Origin of the sequence: Pseudomonas sp. S3(2024), from assembly GCF_036861315.1 — a bacterium.
Lineage (GTDB): Bacteria > Pseudomonadota > Gammaproteobacteria > Pseudomonadales > Pseudomonadaceae > Aquipseudomonas > Aquipseudomonas putida_A.
This window is the reverse complement of the sequence record NZ_JAZAQQ010000005.1, coordinates 1-19,300: the sequence shown is the minus strand read 5'-3', so window position 1 is coordinate 19,300 and position 19,300 is coordinate 1. Positions and strand designations below refer to the sequence as shown.

The following is a 19,300-nucleotide window of genomic DNA, read 5'->3' as shown; positions in this document are numbered from 1 at the left end:
TTCGAGACCATCGACATGGATGTTCGTCAGTTCGCCTTCCTTGCAGGCCAGCCTTCTGCGGCCGTAAAAAACCGTGAGTCGTTTCTGGGCATGCCCAAGCGCGGGCTGGCGTTCCTGCTGGCGAACGTGATGTTCTGGCAACCGATGTGGGCGCAGGCCGACGGCATTGTCGTGGCCAACCCGAACACCGCGCTGGATCGGGCCGGCAATGGCGTGCCGATCATCAACATCGCCACGCCCAACGGCGCGGGCCTGTCGCACAACCAGTTTCATGATTACAACGTCGGCGCGCAGGGTGTCATCCTCAACAACGGCTCGAGCCAGACGTCGAACACACAATTGGGCGGCCACATCATCGGCAACCCGAACCTGAAAAACAGCGGCTCGGCGCAAGCGATTCTCAACGAAGTCATCAGCGGCAACCCAAGCCAGTTGCGCGGTTACACCGAAGTGGCGGGGAAGTCTGCGCGGGTGATCGTCGCCAACCCGTATGGCATCACCTGTAATGGTTGCGGCTTTATCAACTCGCCACGCGTAACGCTGACTACCGGCAAGCCGGTGCTGGATGGCGCGGGGCGGCTGGATCGTTTTCAGGTTGATCAGGGTTCTGTGGCCATTGAAGGCACCGGGCTTAACGCGACCAACGTCGACCGCTTCGAAATCATCACCCGCAGCGCGAAGATCAATGCGCAACTGCAGGCGCAGAATCTGACGATTGTTGCCGGGCGCAACGACGTCAACGCACAGACCTTGAACGCCACGGCCCGCGCCGATGACGGCAGCGCCAAACCGCAACTGGCGATTGACTCCTCGGCGCTGGGCGGGATGTATGCCGGGGCGATCAAACTGGTTGGCACCGAGGCCGGGGTCGGCGTGAAGCTCGACGGTAAACTGATCGCCAGCGGTGGCGATATTCAGCTTGATGCCAATGGTCAATTGAGCCTGGTTGATACCTCGGCGACCGGTGCGGTCAACGTCAAGGCGGCCAGTCTCGATGCGCGCGGGCCGGTGTATGCCGGAACGACATTGAACGTGCAAACCCAAGGCAATCTGACCAACCACCAGACCCTGGCTGCCCGCGACAGTATCAACCTCAGTGCCGGTGGTCAGCTGACCAACGCCGGAGTCATCGAGGCCGGGGTCAACGCCGACGGCAACCGTAACGCCAACGGTGATCTGAGCCTGAGTGCGCAAAACCTCGACAACACTGGCAAAAGCCTCATCGCCGGCCGCAATCTCACCGTCAGCGCCGCGCAAACCCTGAGCAACCAGGGCGGTACGCTCAGCGGACAAACCACGGCGATCACGGCGGGCACGCTGGACAACCGCAACAGCGGCCGCGTGCTCGGTAATGCGACGCTGAACGTCACCGCCAATCAGCTATTCAACACTCAAGGGGTGATCCATAGCTCGGGCCATCTGACCGGTAGTTTCGGTCAACTGGACAACAGCAACGGCGAGTTTTCCAGCAACGGCGTCACCCGGCTCAACGCGGCAACGGTGAACAACCGCAGCGGTCAGATCCTCGGCGATCTGGGGCTGAATATCGACCTCAGCGGCGCGCTGGACAACCGTGATGGCGTGCTCGGCTCCGGCCAGTGGGTGAGTCTGCAGGCGGCCAGCCTGGATAACCGCGATGGCGGTGTGCTGGTCAGCGACGGCAGCCTGACCGTGCGTCTGCGCGGCGCACTCGACAACCGCAACAAAGGCGAGATCACTGCCAAGGGCGCCATCGACGCGCAAACCGGCAACCTCGACAACCGCGACGGCAAACTCATCGGTAAAACCACCCTGGCACTGCGCAGCGATACCGCGGACAACCGTGCCGGCGTGATCCAGGCCGATCAGCAATTGACACTCAACGTCGACCGCCTGGACAACCGCGACAAGGGTCAGATCACCGGCAAGTCCGGTATCGCTTACGCCGGTACACGTCTGGACAACAGCGGCGGACTCATCAGTGCGGTCGGTCCGGTCAGCCTCAACGCGGGCGAAGTGCAAAACGCCGCAGGTCGGATCTCCAGCCAAGGTGATCTGACTGCGGCCATCGGGTTGCTGCAACAACAGGGCGGTGCGCTGGTCGCTCAGGGCAATCTGAGCCTGACCGGCAAGACCCTCGACAACCGCAATGGCGGTCTGGTCGGCACCACAAAAGCGCTGACCCTGACTGTCGACGATGTCGACAACCGCAACGGCGAAATCTCCAGCAGTCTGCTGCTCAACATCAAGGGTCAGCGCCTGGACAACAGCGATAGCGGCAAGCTGCTGGCCGGCACCGATCTGGGCCTCGCCGTGGCGGAACTGATCAACCTGAATAAAGGCCTGATCAGCGCCAAGGGCGCAACCACGCTGACCGGCAGCAGCCTGGATAACAGCGGTGGTCGCTTCAACAGCCTCAACGGCCTGGTGATTACCCTCGACGATGCCCTGATCAACGCGCAGGGCACAATCGGCAGCGAGGGCACGCTGACGGCCAATGTCGGCCGATTCGACAACAGTGCCGGTAGCCTGAGCACAGCCGGCGTCTTGTCGGTAACCAGCCGTGGCCTGGTACTCAATCGGGCGGGTTCGATCGGCACCGACAACACGTTGACCCTGACCAGCGCCAGCCTCGATAACAGCCAGAAAGGTTTGATCAGCGCCAAAGGCGCCAGTCATGTCGATACCGGCGACTTCGACAACAGCCTGGGCGGCAAACTCACCAGTGAAGCGTCTCTGACGCTCAAGGCCGCTCAGGTCAACAACGCCACTGGCCGGATTGCCAGCCAGCAAGCGTTGAACGTATCGGTCACCGGGCTGGATCAGCAGGGTGGCGAGCTGTTCAGCAAGGCAGACCTGACGCTTGATCTGAACAACGGTCAGTTGAACAACCAGAACGGTTTGATCAACGCGCCCGGCACCCTGCTGCTGAAAAACCTCAATGGCGTGAACAACCAGAGCGGCGAGATCTCCAGCCAGCAAGCATTCACCCTCGCCGCCAATGACCTGGATAACAGCAACGGCAAGCTGATCAGCCAGCAAGGGCTGACGCTGCGTATTGCTCAAGCGCTGAATAACCTCAAAGGCGTAATTTCTGCGGCGGCACTCGACAGCCATTCCGTGAGCCTCGACAACCAGGATGGCTTGATCAGTAGTCGCGGCCCATTGCTGCTGACCACCGACAAGACCTTGAACAACCAGTCCGGCACTCTCATCGCCGACGGTGAACTGAGGCTGACCGCCGATACGCTGGTCAACCAGCAGGGCAGCATTGCCGGCAAGTCCGATGCGTCCATTCAGGTAAAAAGCCTGAACAACCAGGACGCTCAACTGATCGCCACCGGTGTGCTCAAACTGAGCGCCGAGACCCTCGACAATCGCCACGGTGGCTTGCTCGGTTCGACCAAGAGCATGACCCTGACGGTCGATGAACTGGACAACCGTGGCGGTGAAATCACCACCAACAGCGATCTGCTGCTGACCGGTAAAAAACTCGATAACAGCGATGGCGGCAAGGTTTTCACCAGCAAGGCATTGACGCTCACGGTCGATCAGTTGTTAAACCGCAACAAAGGCCTGATCGATACGGGCACGCTGCTGAAGCTGCAAGGTCGTACGCTGGACAACAGCGGCGGTGAATTGCTCAGCCAGCAGGACATGCTGCTGAACCTCAGCGGCGACTTCACCAACCACCTCGGTAACGTCAGCAGCGAAGGCGCGCTGACCGTCACTTCCGCGCAACTGAGCAACACTGGCGGCAGCCTGTCCAGCGCTGCAGACCTCACTCTCGACAGCACTGGCAAGGTCGATAACCAGGGCGGACGAATCGTCACCGATGGCCTCCTCGTGCTCAAAAGTACCGGCCTGGATAACCGGCAGAAGGGCACCCTCAGCGGCAAAGGCGCGGTCACGGTCACGACCGGTGATTTCGATAACAGCAGCGGTTCGCTGAGCAGCGCCGACACGCTCGACCTCGTCGCCGGCCAGGTCACCAACAGCGATGCCGGCAGCATCGGCAGCCAGGGCGCACTGACCGCATCGGTGACAGGCTTCGATCAACAGGGCGGCAAGCTGCTCAGCAACACGCGCCTGAGCCTGGACCTGAACCACGGCCAGTTGAACAACATCAACGGCGTGATCAGCGCGCCCGGCACTCTGCTGCTCAAGCAACTCAACGGCGTCAACAACCAGGGCGGCACGATCTCCAGCACTGAAGCGTTCACCTTGACCGCGCAAAGCCTGGACAACAGCAACGGCAAACTCCTGAGCAATCAGGGCCTGACCCTGCGCATCGCCAATGCGCTGGACAACGTCAAGGGCCTGATCGGCGCGGCGTCGATCGATGTGCGGGCGGGCAGCCTGAACAACAGCGGTGGCAGCCTGGTCAGCCGTGGCGATCTTGAACTTACGGTCGATGGCCTGTTGCGCAACGATGCCAGCGGCCTGATCAGTGCTGCGCAGGCGCTGAACATCGGCAGTGCCGATCTGAACAACCAGAGCGGCATGCTACTGGGTGTCAGCGCGGTCACGCTCAATGCGATGGCGCTGAACAACCGTGACAGTGGTTTGATCAACAGCAAGGGCAATCTGACGCTGACCGCGACCAGTCTGGACTCCAGTAATGGCGGTGAAGTCTCCGCCGCGGGTGACATCGATCTGACCCTGACTTCGTTGACCCAGAACGGCGGCCGCCTGTTGGGCGACCAAGCCATCACGCTGGACCTGGCCAATGGCGACCTCGACAACCAGAGCGGCCTGCTCACCGCCAAAGGCCCGCTGACCCTCAAGCGTCTGCGCGACCTGAACAACCAGCGCGGTGAGATCTCCAGCAACCTGAGTTTTGACGTCATCGCTCGTGCCGTGAATAACAACGCCGGCAAGTTGATCAGCGGCGAAAAACTCTTGCTGCGTGGCACCACACTGACCAATCAGAAGGGCTTGTTGTCCGGTTGGCAGGGGTTGAGCGTCAGCGGCGACAGCCTCGACAACCGCGACAGCGGCACACTCTCGAGCAAGCTCGGCGATGTCGCGGTCGAGCTCAAAGACACATTGCTCAACAGCGGTGCCGGTGCGCTGGTCGCCGAGGGCAGCCTGACCGTCAAGGCCGGCGGCCTCGATAACAGCAACAAAGGTATTTTGAGCAGCGGAGCAGGGCAGACGCTCACGCTAAGCGGCGCGCTCAATAACAGTCAGGGCGGCTTGATCGCCAGCGACGGTGCGCTGGATCTGCTGAGCATGGCGCTGACCAACGTCGGCGGCGCGATCAATGCGCAGCAAGCGATCACCGCCACGGTTTCGCGACTGGACAACAGTGGCGGCCAGATCGCCAGCAACGACGCGATCACCCTCAACCTCAGCGGCGACCTCAACAACAACGGTGGCCGACTGGCTGGCGCGGGTCCTGTGCTGATCAAAGGCGTGACCGACCTGAGTAACCAGAACGGCCAACTCGCCAGCCAGAAGAATCTGAACCTGTCGACCGGCACGCTGGACAACAGCAACAAGGGCACCATCGCCGCCAATGATCTGCTACAGATCACCGCCAGCGGCGCAGTGCGCAACAACGCTGATGGTTTGATCTACAGCCAGAACTCCGCGCTGCAACTGAAGGCGGCGAGCCTGAACAACGGCAAGGGTGCGCTGCAAAGCGAAAACGGCCTGACCCTGGATGTCAGCGGCGACCTCGACAACCAGAGCGGCAAGGTCATCGCACAAAACGGTGATGTGAGCATCAACGCCGCCAATATCGATAACCGTGGCGGGACTCTGTCCAGCATCAAAGGCGCACTCGAAGCACGGACGGTGGGTGTGCTGCGCAATGGTTACGACCTCAACAACAACCGTCAGGGCGGCATCATTCAGGCGCAGGGTCTGAAGCTGACGGCATTGGCGGGGCTGGACAACAACGGCGGACGCATCTCCGCGCAAGCGACAGACGCGAACATCACCACGGCCGGATTCAATAACCGCAACGGTGTGCTTTATGCCAAAGGTCTGGTGAGCGTCAGCGGCACCAATCTGGACAACGGCGCCGGGCAGATTGCCGGTGAGCGCATCGACTTCGGCCTCAGCGGCGCACTGAGCAACGTTGCGGGTGTCATTGAAAGCAACACGCAACTCGCCGTCAGGGCGGCCAGCATCAACAACCAGAATGGTCGTCTGCGTTCGCTGGGCAACTGGGGCAAGACCGATTTGCAGATCGGCGGCCAACTCGACAACCGTAACGGCGTGCTGGAAACCGCCAACACCGACATGACCGTCAACGTCGGCAGCTTCCTCAATGACGGCGGGCAACTCAACCACGTCGGCCGCGGCAAGTTCGAAATCGCCACGGCCAATGTGATCGGTGCGGGTGGCAGCATCACCACCGGTGGGTTGCTGGAACTCAATGCTGATACCTGGAACAACTCCAGCGTGATTCAGGCCGGAACCTTGAACGTCAATGTCCGGCAATTCAGCCAGAGTGCCAACGGCAAGTTGCTCGCCTCGGATGTGTTGCAGGTGCGAGGCGGCAACTGGACCAACGACGGCTTGATCGCCAGTGATGGCCTGATCGATATGCAGTTGACTGGCGGCTACAGCGGTAATGGCCGACTGTCGAGCCAGCGCGGGACTTACCTCTCTGCTGCACAGATGAACATCGGCGCGAGCGGCAGTTTTGCCGCGGGTGCGACCTCGATCATCAGTGTCGGTGGGCAGTTCACTAACTCCGGGCGCATCACCTCCAGCCAAGACCTGACCGTCAATGCCGGTAGCGTGACCAACTACGGCACCCTGGGTGCCGCGCAGAACCTGAACATCAACACGCCTTCACTGCTCAATGATCGTGGGCTGATTTTCAGCGGCAACGACATGACGCTCAGTGTGGGCAATCTGACCAACCAGCACGGTGATTTCTACGGGTTGGGGAATGTGACCATCAAGGGTTACGGCGGCGCCGCGCGGGCTGCTGGGGTCTACAACATCTCCGGTTCGATGGAGAGCGTTGGTGGGTTCGCGATCAACGCCGATGTTTTCGAGAACCGTACCGAAGGTCCGGTGATGTCGGGCGATCGCAAATTGATCTCGGGTTATATCGCCAATATTTGCAATGACTGCCAGGGTGACAATTATGTCTTCACGCTGATGGCCAAAGAGTTTTATCAAAGTACGGACACTGATAGCAGCGCCTCGGCAGTGCTCAATGTCGGTAAGGATTTTGTTTTCCAGGGAGGTACGTTTCTCAATAGCAAAAGCACCGTCGCTGCTGGCGGCAATATCAATATCACCGCTGACAGTCTCAAAAACATCGGGGCGAAAAGCGGCACCATCGAACGCACAAGTACTTACATACTCAGCATGACCGACGGTGGTACCAAGCGGTTCTTTGACAGTGTCGTGACGCCTTACAACCAGCGCAATAACCCTGATTTTCCGTTTGTTTATTACATCGGAGCGGGAGGCAGCATACGTAAGGCCGTTCCCAAGTCCACGCGTATCAGAGAAGGGGGGCGCGACGGCGAGTGGTTTGACGTTGTAACACTCAAGGACAGCGAAACCGGCGCGGTCGTCAGTAAGCTGCGTGGATGGGGCAACGCGATACCAGGCCTGAATTACGGCTTTGAAACCACAACTCCCTCCCTGTATGACCCGAACAATCTGGTTGAACTGCCCGGCCAGTTGACCCAGTACAAAGCGGAGTCTGTCAATGAGGTCGCTGTGGACAGCACCGGTGCCGCGAGCACCAACACTGGCCGCAATGCAGTCATCCAGGCGGGTGGTAACGTTTCGATCACGGCTGCCAAGGAACTGGAAAACAGCGTTATCCACCAGGACTACGGTTCGGCGGGAGGCACCAACAAAGTTGGTAACACCAACGTCGGCAACACCGGCACCACCGTCATCCGGATCAACAGCCAACTGCCGCCGGACCTCGCCCAGCAGCAGGTCAACCCGCTGTCCCTGCCAGGCTTTTCCCTGCCAACCGGGGAAAACGGTCTGTTCCGCCTGAGCGGCCAGGGCGCCGCTGATACCGCGCCAGTCGCCGCGACCGGCCCGGCGCCGACCTGGACCGTGGGCGGGCAAACCGTCGCCACGGAAGCTCACGTCGTGGCTGGCAGCAGCGGTGGCCCGCGTAACCTTTTCATTGACGCGCCGCCTGCGGTCTCCGACAGCACGCGCGCAGTGGATACGTTCCACCGCACCCCGAGCGTCGTTCAGGCCGTGGCCAGCACGGTCGACGTCAACGTGCCGGTGAACGCCGCCGGCCCGGGCATGAAAGACCGCGGCAACGACGCCAGGGAGTCGATCGACACCCGTCCGGTGACCCGCGTCACCGGTCTGCCGGACACCAAGGCGCCGTCCAACGCACACAAATACCTGATCGAAACCAACCCGGTGCTGACCGACCTCAAGTCGTTCATGAGCTCCGACTACCTGCTGGAAAAACTCGGCTACGACCCCGACCAGAGCGCCAAGCGTCTCGGCGACGGCCTCTACGAGCAACGCCTGATCCAGCAAGCCGTGACCGCCCGCACTGGCCAGGCATTCATTGATGGCCAGACCTCCAACGAGGGCATGTTCACGTACCTGATGAACAACGCCATCGCCAGCAAGGACGCCCTCAATCTGTCGGTAGGCGTCGGCCTCACCTCGCAGCAAGTTGCCGCGCTGACGCACGACATCGTCTGGCTCGAAGAGCACGAAGTGAACGGCGAGAAAGTGCTGGTGCCGGTGGTTTATCTGGCGCAGGCCAATGGTCGTCTGGGTCCTACCGGGGCGCTGATTGCCGGTAATGATGTGACGCTGATTGCCGGTGAGAACCTGGATAACGTCGGGACGTTGAAGGCGACAAATAATCTGTCGGCGACGGCGGGCAAGGATCTGGTCAACAGTGGCGTGATCGAGGCGGGCAACCGACTGGATCTGTTGGCGACCAACAATATCGTCAACAAGTCCGGCGGGATCATCACCGGGCGCGACGTGAACCTGACGACTCGCACCGGGGATGTGATCAACGAACGCACCATCACCTCGTCCGACAACAGCACCCGCTTCGGCACCCAGCATCATGACTACGCCGACAACGCCGCACGGATCGAAGCGGCCAATGATCTGACCGTCAAAGCGGCCAACGACATCAACATCACCGGTGGCGTGATGAAAAGCGGCCAGGACATGGTCCTGAATGCCGGGCGCGACATTAACGTGTCGTCGGTGCAAGTCACCAACAGCGTGTTCCACGACGATCGGCACAACAGCAGCGACATCACCCAACTGGGCGCTGACATTGATGCTGGGCGTGACTTCAAGGCTGATGCGAGTCGTGATCTTACAGTCATCGCCAGTCAGATCGACGCCAAGCGTGACCTTGCGATGTCAGCTACGGAAAACCTGACTGTTAGTTCGGCTGCTGATGAAGAACATTCTTTATCCAAGAATAAGAAAGTTACCCGTCAGGAAGATCACGTTAGCCAGGTCATGTCCGGTATTACCGCAGGCGGTGATGTGGCGTTGGCTGCGGGCCAGAATCTTGCGGTGATCTCCAGCCGTATCACCTCAGGGGATGAGGCTTATCTGGTGGCCGGGGACCGTATCGATATCCTTGCCGCGCAGGACACGGATTACTCGTTGTATGACATGAAGAAAAAGGGCAGCTTCGGCAGCAAAAAAACCAAGCGAGACGAAGTCACTAGCGTCACTCATGTCGGCACTGAAATCACCACAGGTGGAGACCTGATTTTGGTCAGTGGTGGTGATCAGCGCTATCAAGTGGCGAAGCTTGATAGCGGTAACAACCTGATGGTGCAAAGCGGTGGTTCCGTGACCTTTGAAGGGGTAAAGGACCTCAAGCAGGAAAGTCACGAAAAAAGCAGTAGTAGCCTGTCCTGGAACTCCATGAAGGGTAAGGGGCACACCGACGAAACCTTGCGACAAAGTGAATTGACCGCGGAAGGGAATCTGGTGATCAGAGCGGTCGATGGCCTGAAGATTGATATCAGGCAAATCGACCAGAAAACGGTGAGTCAGACCATTGAGACAATGGTGCAGGCTAATCCGCAGTTAGCTTGGTTGAAGGACGCCGAGCAACGCGGAGATGTCAATTGGCGCAAGGTGCAGGAGGCTCATGAGAGCTTCAAGTACAGCCACTCTGGACTTGGTCAGGGTGCGATGTTGGCGATCATCATCATCGTGACCGCATTGACTGCGGGTGCAGCAAGTGCCGCTGTAGGTACGGCGGCTGGAGCGACGGCAGGGTCGGGAACCGCCATGGCGGCTGCAGGAACTTCGCTTGCAGGCACGGCGACTGCCGCCGGTTGGGCGAATATTGCTGCAACTGCTGTGTTGACGTCTGCTGCCAGTGGCGCAGTGATCAGTACGATCAATAATGGAGGGAATCTGGGAGCAGTTATCAAGGATGTCACTTCAACCGACAGTCTGAAAAATTATGTAGCGGCTGGGGTTAGTGGTGGCATTGCGGGTCAGGCTATTGGTGTTCGATTGGCGGTTAATTCGGCACTGAAAACTGTTGTCAACGGTGGGAAGTTCAAAGACAACTTGAGTCAGGCGGTAATCGGCCTGGCGGCAGATGCCTTGAGCGGTGCCATTTACGAAAAAGTCGGTGATAGCCTTCTTGGCAGTGGTTTACCAACCAAAGTCGCCGTGCATGCGATTGTCGGTGGATTGATCGGTGAAGCTGCCGGTGGAGACTTTGCAACCTCCGCATTGGCTGCCGGCGCGAACAAGGCACTCATTGACTTAGCCGGGGAGAAAATATTCCCGGGTGCTGCGCACGATCAAGTACTGGCCATGACCTCTCAACTGCTGGGCATGACGGTAGCTGCCGCAGCGGGAGGAAGCGATAAAGATCAACAAGTTGCAGGATGGGTGGCACAGCAGGCTACAGCTAATAACTACTTGACCCATGCGCAGAAAGAGGCCATTTCCAAGCAATTGGTAGAGGCGTGCGGGAAGGATGTGCAATGTCAGGAAAATGAGCTGAACAAGTGGAAGCCTATAGCCGATAGCCAGAATGGTTTCAATGAGGCTGAGCAGGCTCAATTTGACCAGGCCAGCAAGACCCTGGGAGAGAAATTGCTGCTGAATTGTCAGTCGGATTTCTGTAAGGCTTTCACTTTAGTCAGCGTAAAAATGGCGAACCTGAGCTGTGGCACTATCTCGTGTTTGCGAGAAACAGCCGGAGAAACTCAAAAGTCGCAATACCTGCTGCAAGGGCAATGGGGTAAACTTTTTCTTGATGCGTTAGGAGACGGTGGTGCCATCGCGGGTGCGATTCTCCCAGTCCTTACGGCCTCCAAGGCAGTGGGAGGTGCAGGAGCAATTGTTGATGGCGCAGGTGGTACCGCTTCAACTGCCGCCAAAACTATCCCGTATGAGCCAGTCGGAACGATGGTGATGCAGGGCAATGCACCTGTATGTGGGCCAGCGTGTGCAGCCATGGTCATCAGTGATAACACGGGAAAAACTATTAGCCTTGAAAGTGTAATTGGTAATTTTGCAAATGGAATCAGACCATCTGGCGTCAATACGGTAGAACTGTCAGATGTGATATCCGGTTCCGGCATAAAAAATACCATTGATCTGTCCATGATGCCGGAACAACTAAATCAGGCGCTGAAAGAAGGCTTGAGTGTTATTGTGCAAGTTCCTGCGGGGCAGCAAAGGCATTTTCTTATAGTTGACGGTGTCAAGTCTGTTGGAGGAGTAAATTATTATATGACGCGGGATTCGTTTGCTGGTCCGCGAGGTGTCATGCAGGGAATGCTGGATGGCGTAATGTCAGGCGGTGTTAATGCGATTGTTATAGGAAAATAGTCATGAATATTGGCGACGTTGTTGAGTTGGAAGGGTGGCTTGTGGTTATTGGTTTTAGGCTCTTTCTCGTGCCTGAGGAGTATTCTGAAAATTACGAGGAAGGTGATAGGGTCGAAATATCCAGGCCAGAAATAATGTTTTCCATAATGGATAAAATTCTTCCTTTGGGTGGCGGAAAAAGTTCTATTTTTCATCGGGCGAGGATTGCCGGTGTTTTAGAGGATGTCTTGCCGGCAAAGGTTAAGGCAACCTCTATATTTGTTGAAGAGAGAGGGGGGAGCTTTATTTGTATAGATCTTGAGGATGACAGTCTTGAGAAGAATAAGACTCGGTATGATGAGTTTCTTAGGACGAATCAAGGCATAAAGTCCGATGATTGGCTTGATTATTTGTAGGGGACAAATGGGATAGACCACGTTTAATATAATTGGCTGAAACAATCCGTAAAATTTTGCCGTCATTTGAGTCTTGCAGCGCGCTAAGCTTTCAGTTCGACCAATTGAAAGGACTCATTGATGCCGCGTAGACCCCGAGTTTTGATACCAGGCGTACCACAGCACTTGATTCAACGAGGAAATAATAGATCTGTTTTTTTTTACGAAGGAAGACTACCTTTTTTACCTGGAGCTTTTGGTCGAACAGGGTTTAAAAAGTAATTGTGATATTCATGCGTAGTGCCTAATGACTAATCATATTCATTTGTTAGTCAGTCCTCATCATGTCAACAGCGCAAGGCTGCTGATGAAAGGTGTTGGTCAGAGATGAGTCCAATATATAAATCGTACGTATGGTCGCAGCGGAAGTTTGTGGAAAAGCCGGTATCGTTCCTGCCTTGTAGAGAGTGAACGATATTTGTTGTGCTGTTATCGATGCATTGAAATGAATCCTGTTAGAGCGAAAATGGTAATTCATCCGGTGGGTAAATGGGGACGGACCACGTTTAGAAAGCACTCCGAAAATGTGGTCTGTCCCCGTTAACCCCAGCAGATAAAGTCCTACGAGAAGTTAGGTGTCAAGGTGATAAATACTTTGGATCAGCTCTTTTTGTATGGTGCAAGCAGAGGAGGGTTATAACCATGTCGTTATCGGCAATGATCATTTCATCAGAAAAGTTGAACACAGAAGACTTCAAAGAAATCATCTTGGCGCACGGTGGGTTCGTGAGTTCCGGCAAGCCCTTTCGGGGCGGCGTTAGCGAGGGCAATTCGGAAATCTGGCTGGCATTGCATTCAAAAGATGTTCTTGAAGAATTTTACGATGCCGAAGATCTGCAAGGGTGGCAGGATGTCTTGGGGGGGGAGCCGCAGGTAATGATTGAGCTTAACCTCGATCATACCGAGCATGCGAAGTTAATTTACTTGAAGGTTTTTTTGAGTTTTGCGGAAACTTGGCCTTGTGTTTTAAATGACGTGGACGATTCTATTCTTTCCCACAGTTCAGTTTGTGAGAAATACAAGAACCTTCTGGGCGGGTTATAAGAGGAGTGTCGCGATACAGATAGCACGTCGCCGCGGGTTCTGGTGACGTGGGTTATTGAGCCGTTCAATTACCCGTTGATGGCTCGTGAATCTTCGTGGGCTCAATTGTCAGTGTTGGGCCGTTGTAACGCTGGAACGGGGTGTCAAAAATTGGCCAAAATGCGATTGTTGTTTATGTTGTTTCTCATACTTTCAGGCTGCAACACCCACGTCAGAGACTCTTCCCCGAGTCTTTTAAAAGAGGGTGTCCAACTTCAGCAAAAAACGGTAACGCCAGATGCACAACACGCCAAAGTCATCATGAACTCGACAGGCTACACATACCCTGTCGAGTTCTCGGTTCGCCGGGCTTCAGATCCCGATCAACGAATGGAAGTGCTGGGTACTGTGGTGGATTCCGGGCGAGGCAAGGTGTTCGGCTGGATCGCCAAGCTTAACGAAGCGGCCAATAGCGCCACGTTCAAGCACTTCCCTCAGCTGGAAAACTCAAGCCAATGCTGACGAACCCTTTGAGGTATCGGGGCGTTCCAACGGCATGGGCACCGGCAATACATACAGCTGGGGGCCGCTGATCAGTACCTTTACGCCGGAACGAAGCAAGGTCTACCTGGTGGAGTTTCAGTTTGTCGGGCAGGGTTGCGAGCAGCATGTTTACGATGTTAGCCGGCCGGATCAACGTGTTCTCATCGGAGCCCCACGCGTTTGAAATTAACCATTGATTTCCCTGACAACCTGATCACTGATGATTTGCTCAAAAAGCGACGGATTCCGTGCCTTTGCAAAGTTTCAACGCAATTCGAAATCTCCTTCTCGGATACAGTTCCTGAATCGTCCGGGGATCGTATCTGGCTGGAATCGTGAGGAGCTGGAACGACATGCGGTCGCCGGGGCGGGTGGTCAATACACTCACTATGCCAATAGTCTGATTACCTTGAGCAAAATTGGCGAAGGCTTACCAGATCATTGATCTTGAAATGTTTTGCCCAAGTTTTGGTTGGTGCGCCGTTTTCCGAGATGGACAATATGCGCCTGCCGGAAATTTTTGGGACGATGAGTCCACGTAAAACTAAAACGCCCCGAACTCTATCGGGGCGTTTTCATTTAACGGGCTGAACCGGCTAAGTGTTTATCGAAACGCCGGCACCACATCCCTGATAAACAACTCCAACGACTTCTTCTTCTCCGCATGCGGCAGACTGTTGTCACACCAGAAACTAAACTCATCCACCCCAAGCTCCTGGTAATACTTGATCCGCGGAATGATCTCTTCCGGCGTACCAATCATCGCCGTCTTGTGCAGGCTCTCCAGCTCAAACTCCGGGCGGCCAGCAAATTTCTCTTCCGGGCTCGGAGCGAGGAAGCCGTTGACCGGTACTTCCTTGTTGCCGAACCAGGCATCGAAGGTGCGGTAGAACCGTGAGATCGCTTTCGCGCCGATTTTCCAGCCGTCCGGATCGTCCGCCGAGTGCACGTGGGTGTGACGCAGCACCATCAGTTGCGGACGCGGCACATCCGGGTTGTTATCCAGCGCAGTCTGGAACTTGTTCTTCAGGTCGACGACTTCTTCGTCGCCCTTCATCAACGGCGTGACCATCACGTTGCAGCCGTTGGCCACGGCGAAGTTGTGCGAATCTGGGTCGCGGGCGGCGATCCACATCGGTGGGTTGGGTTTCTGGATCGGCTTCGGCACGCTGGTGGAGGTCGGGAACTTCCAGATGTCGCCGTCGTGGGCGTAGTCGCCTTGCCACAGGGCGCGGACCACCGGGACCATTTCACGCAGGGCCTGGCCGCCGCTGGAGGCGGGCATGCCGCCGGCCATGCGATCGAATTCGACCTGATAGGCGCCACGGGCCAGGCCGACTTCCATACGTCCGTTGCTGATGACGTCGAGCAGCGCGCATTCACCAGCGACCCGCAGCGGGTGCCAGAACGGCGCGATGATGGTGCCGGCTCCGAGGTGAATGGTGGTGGTTTTGGCGGCGAGGTAGGCCAGCAGCGGCATCGGGCTTGGCGAGATGGTGTATTCCATCGCGTGATGTTCGCCGATCCACACGGTGCTGAAACCGCCGGCCTCGGCCATCAGGGTCAGTTCGGTCAGGTCTTCGAACAGTTGGCGGTGGCTGACGCTTTCGTCCCAGCGTTCCATGTGGATGAACAGGGAAAATTTCATGACGCTTCCTCGGGTCTTTTATTGTTGAGGCTACAAAACTGTGTGGGAGGGGCTTGCTCCCGAAAGCGCTGGATCAATCGACACCTCTGGTGGCTAACACATCGCCTTCGGGAGCAAGCCCCCTCCCACAGTGGATGTGTGTGGGGTTGAAGTTTTGCTCAGGCCAGAACGGGCAGGGCGCCCATCTTGCCGTGGCAATACACCAGCGGCCCGGTGTGCTGCTCCGGGACGATCAGATTCTTCACCGCGCCGACCATGATCGCGTGGTCGCCGCCTTCATATTCGCGCCACAACTCACACTCGATGATAGCCGTCGCATTGGCCAGGATCGGGTTGCCTAACTCGCTCAACGTCCACTCGATGCCTTGTGCCTTGTCCTTGCCTTTACGGGCGAAGGCGTAGGCTTCGCTTTGCTGGCCGCCGGAGAGGACGTGGATCGCGAAGCGCTTGTTCTTGATCAGCACAGGGTAGGAGTCGGAGCTGTAGTTGGGGCAGAACAGCACCAGGGCCGGGTCCATCGACAGCGAGCTGAAGGCGCTGGCGGTGAGGCCGACGATCTGGCCGTCATCGTCCAGCGTGGTGATGACAGTGACGCCGGACGGAAACGAGCCCATGACTTGTTTGTAGATGGCAGCATCGATCATTGGACGGTCCTCGGGTGTTGTGACGCGATTTTTATGTATTTGTTGGTCTGATGGTATACCAGTATTTTTTCTTTGCAAGGGCTTTTAGGCTGAACCGATAAACGTGGTGCTTTCGTCGGAAACTCAGCGTTTATTGGGCTTTCGGCTGGCCTGCAGGCCGCAGTATCAGTGAGGATGGCGGATCAGCTAGCGCCGCAAACTACGGATCAGTCTTGTGAAATGTTTGGAATACCATAATATGGTCTGCATCTGAGGAGCGGCCCAGAGTCCCCCCGGTTTGGCTTCATACAAAGATAAGAACAGACAAACTCGAGTTCATGCATATGTCCCAGATGTCCCGGCAAGATCCGTTGATCGAGAATCACACGGTCGACTACGTCCCACTCGCGGAACGCCACGGGAAGGCCCGCGACCTTTTCACCTTATGGTTCAGCACCAACATCGCGCCACTGCCCATCGTCACCGGCGCCATGGTGGTTCAGGTGTTCCATCTCGACTTGCTTTGGGGGCTGCTGGCGATTGCGCTGGGGCACCTGATCGGCGGCGTGGTGATCGCCCTGGCCTCGGCGCAAGGCCCGCGCATGGGCATTCCGCAAATGGTTCAGAGTCGTGGTCAGTTCGGGCGTTACGGCGCACTGCTGATCGTGTTTTTTGCGGCGCTGATCTACATCGGTTTCTTCATTTCCAACATCGTGCTGGCCGGTAAATCGATTGTCGGCATCGCACCGTCGGTACCGGCGCCGCTGAGCATTCTGATTGGCGCACTGGCGGCCACGGCGATTGGCGTGATCGGCTACAACTTCATCCATACACTGAACCGCATCGGCACCTGGGTGATGGGCAGTGCGTTGCTCGCCGGTTTCATCTACATCTTCGCCCACGACTTGCCGGCAGACTTCCTGACGCGCGGCAGCTTCAACCTGTCGGGCTGGCTGGCGACGGTGTCGCTGGGGATCATCTGGCAGATCAGCTTCTCGCCGTACGTGTCCGATTATTCGCGTTACCTGCCGGCGGATATCGGCATCGCCAATCCGTTCTGGGCCACTTATCTGGGCGCGACGCTGGGGACGATTCTGTCGTTCAGCTTCGGCGCCGTAGCGGTGCTGGCAACGCCGGAAGGCACCGAAGCGATGGCTGCGGTCAAGCAGTCCACCGGGTGGCTGGGGCCGATTCTGATGGTGCTGTTCCTGCTCAACATCATCAGCCACAACGCGTTGAATCTGTACGGCGCGGTGCTGTCGATCATCACCTCGATCCAGACCTTCGCCAGCCAGTGGACGCCAAGCATCAAGGTGCGCGTGCTGTTGTCGAGCGTGGTTTTGGCAGGTTGCTGCGTGGTGGCGCTGAGTGCCTCGGCGGATTTCATTTCGCAGTTCATCGGACTGATTCTGGCGTTGCTGCTGGTACTGGTGCCGTGGGCGTCGATCAACCTGATCGACTTCTACCTGATCAAGCGCGGCAGCTATGACATCACCTCGATTTTTCGCGCGGACGGCGGCATTTACGGGCGCTTCAATCTGCACGCGATCATTGCCTATTTCATCGGGATCATTGTGCAACTGCCGTTCGCCAACACTTCGCTGTACGTCGGGCCGTACGCCAATCTGGTGGACGGTGCGGATCTGTCGTGGCTGTTTGGCCTGGTGGTGACGGTGCCGCTGTATTATTGCCTCGCCACACGCGGGCAGACGCAGAAGCAACGTGGCGAGGGGATTTATCCCCGATCGGCTGCGAAGCAGTCGTGAAATCAGCGAGTGCGGGCCCCTTTGAGATGTAAAGGGGGCCGCTTCGCGCCCCATCGGGGATGAATCCCCTCACCACAAGTGATCCCCGTCCAGCTTCCGCATTCCAGTGGTCATTCAAATTGGCCATTTCGATCCCCTTTTGGCCCATCCCCCACTGTGCCGCGACCCCGCGGTCGGCAAGAATCAAAGCCACAACGAAACGCTGGACCTTCCTTGCCCTTGGCTACCTTTACAGCCGCTGCCGTGTACAGAACATAAAAACCATCGATCTCACGTCGCATTCTGGGGAAACAACCATGGTCACGATGAAACGCATTCTGGGTGCCACCGTGTGTGGGCTGACGCTGCTGGCCAGCGCGGTACACGCCGAGCAGCGCGAGCTGCGGGTCTACAACTGGGCGGATTACGTTCTGCCGTCGGTGCCCAAGGATTTCGCCGCGAAAACCGGCATCAAAGTGACCTGGGACACCTTCGACACCAACGAATCGCTGGAGGCCAAGTTGCTCACCGGCAACTCCGGCTACGACCTGGTGGTGCCGTCGAACCAGTTCATCGACACCCAGATCAAGGCCGGGGTGTTCCAGAAACTCGACAAGTCGAAACTGCCGAACTGGAGTCATCAGGATCCGGCGCTGCTCAAACTGCTTGACGCCAATGACCCTGGCAACCAGTACGGCGTGCCCTACATGTACGGCACGGTACTGATCGGTTTCAACCCGGCCAAAGTCAAGGCAGCGCTCGGCGACAACGCGCCGGTGGACAGTTGGGATCTGGTGTTCAAGCCGGAGAACATGGAGAAGCTCAAATCCTGCGGCGTGGCAATGCTCGATTCGCCGTCGGAAATTCTGCCGCTGGCCCTGCATTACCTCGGTCTCGATCCGAACAGCCAGAACCCGGCCGACTATGAAAAGGCCAAGGATCTGATGCTGAAGATTCGTCCTTACGTGACCTACTTCAACTCGGCCAAGTACATGACCGACATCGCCAATGGCGACATCTGCGTGGCCATCGGCTATTCCGGCAGCTTCTACCAGTTCGGTAACCGCGCGAAAGAGGCGGGCAACGGTGTGGTGGTTGACTGGCGCTTGCCGAAGGAGGGCGCGCCGATCTGGTTCGATACTTTCGCGATTCCGAAGAGCGCGAAGAACGTCGAAGAGGCGCATGAATTCCTCAACACCTTGCTCGATCCGAAAGTCATTGCGCCGATCAGCGACTTCCTCGGCTACCCGAACGTGAACAAGGACTCGATGCCGCTGGTGAACAAGGACATCACTGGCAACCCAAACCTGACGCCGACCAGCGAGGCGCTGAAAACCCTGTATGTGGTCCAGCCACTGCCGCAAAAACTCGAACGCGTGCGCACCCGAGTGTGGACCAGCATCAAGTCCGACAAGTAACGCCGCGGTCACCTGTAGGAGTGAGCCTGCTCGCGCTGCGTCGTGTCAGCCGACATTCAATAAAGGTGTCGGC

The 19,300-nt window shown here is 57.3% G+C and carries 7 protein-coding genes and 1 pseudogene; 6 read left to right on the top strand and 2 right to left on the bottom strand.

The window, feature by feature from the left end:
• The first annotated feature begins 15 nt into the window (after positions 1–15).
• From VLA07_RS14160 to VLA07_RS14145, 4 genes and pseudogenes are all read left to right on the top strand, one after another.
• Positions 16–11,793 carry a two-partner secretion domain-containing protein gene (locus VLA07_RS14160; protein ID WP_333989493.1) on the top strand — a complete coding sequence of 3,926 codons (11,778 nt, stop codon included), beginning with the start codon at positions 16–18 and terminating at the stop codon, positions 11,791–11,793.
• Between the two features lie 2 nt (positions 11,794–11,795).
• On the top strand, positions 11,796–12,188 hold the full coding sequence (locus tag VLA07_RS14155) for a hypothetical protein (RefSeq protein ID WP_115989569.1): 393 nt from the start codon (positions 11,796–11,798) through the stop codon (positions 12,186–12,188).
• 681 nt (positions 12,189–12,869) lie between these two features.
• On the top strand, positions 12,870–13,271 hold the full coding sequence (locus VLA07_RS14150) for a hypothetical protein (protein WP_333989492.1): 402 nt from the start codon (positions 12,870–12,872) through the stop codon (positions 13,269–13,271).
• Between the two features lie 159 nt (positions 13,272–13,430).
• Positions 13,431–13,977 (top strand): annotated as a pseudogene (locus VLA07_RS14145) (hypothetical protein).
• A 420-nt stretch (positions 13,978–14,397) separates the two neighbouring features.
• Here VLA07_RS14145 and VLA07_RS14140 read toward each other — a convergent pair.
• A complete protein-coding gene (locus tag VLA07_RS14140; protein ID WP_150368787.1) occupies positions 14,398–15,441 on the bottom strand; it encodes an LLM class flavin-dependent oxidoreductase in 1,044 nt (347 codons plus the stop codon).
• A gap of 158 nt (positions 15,442–15,599) precedes the next feature.
• Positions 15,600–16,085, bottom strand: coding sequence for a flavin reductase family protein (locus tag VLA07_RS14135; protein WP_003225754.1), 486 nt, complete (start codon positions 16,083–16,085; stop codon positions 15,600–15,602).
• A gap of 323 nt (positions 16,086–16,408) precedes the next feature.
• On the opposite strand from VLA07_RS14135, the gene VLA07_RS14130 reads away from it, so the two are divergent.
• On the top strand, positions 16,409–17,830 hold the full coding sequence (locus tag VLA07_RS14130; RefSeq protein WP_333989491.1) for a purine-cytosine permease family protein: 1,422 nt from the start codon (positions 16,409–16,411) through the stop codon (positions 17,828–17,830).
• 296 nt (positions 17,831–18,126) lie between these two features.
• Positions 18,127–19,227 carry a polyamine ABC transporter substrate-binding protein gene (locus tag VLA07_RS14125; protein ID WP_333989490.1) on the top strand — a complete coding sequence of 367 codons (1,101 nt, stop codon included), beginning with the start codon at positions 18,127–18,129 and terminating at the stop codon, positions 19,225–19,227.
• Positions 19,228–19,300: the final 73 nt, after the last annotated feature.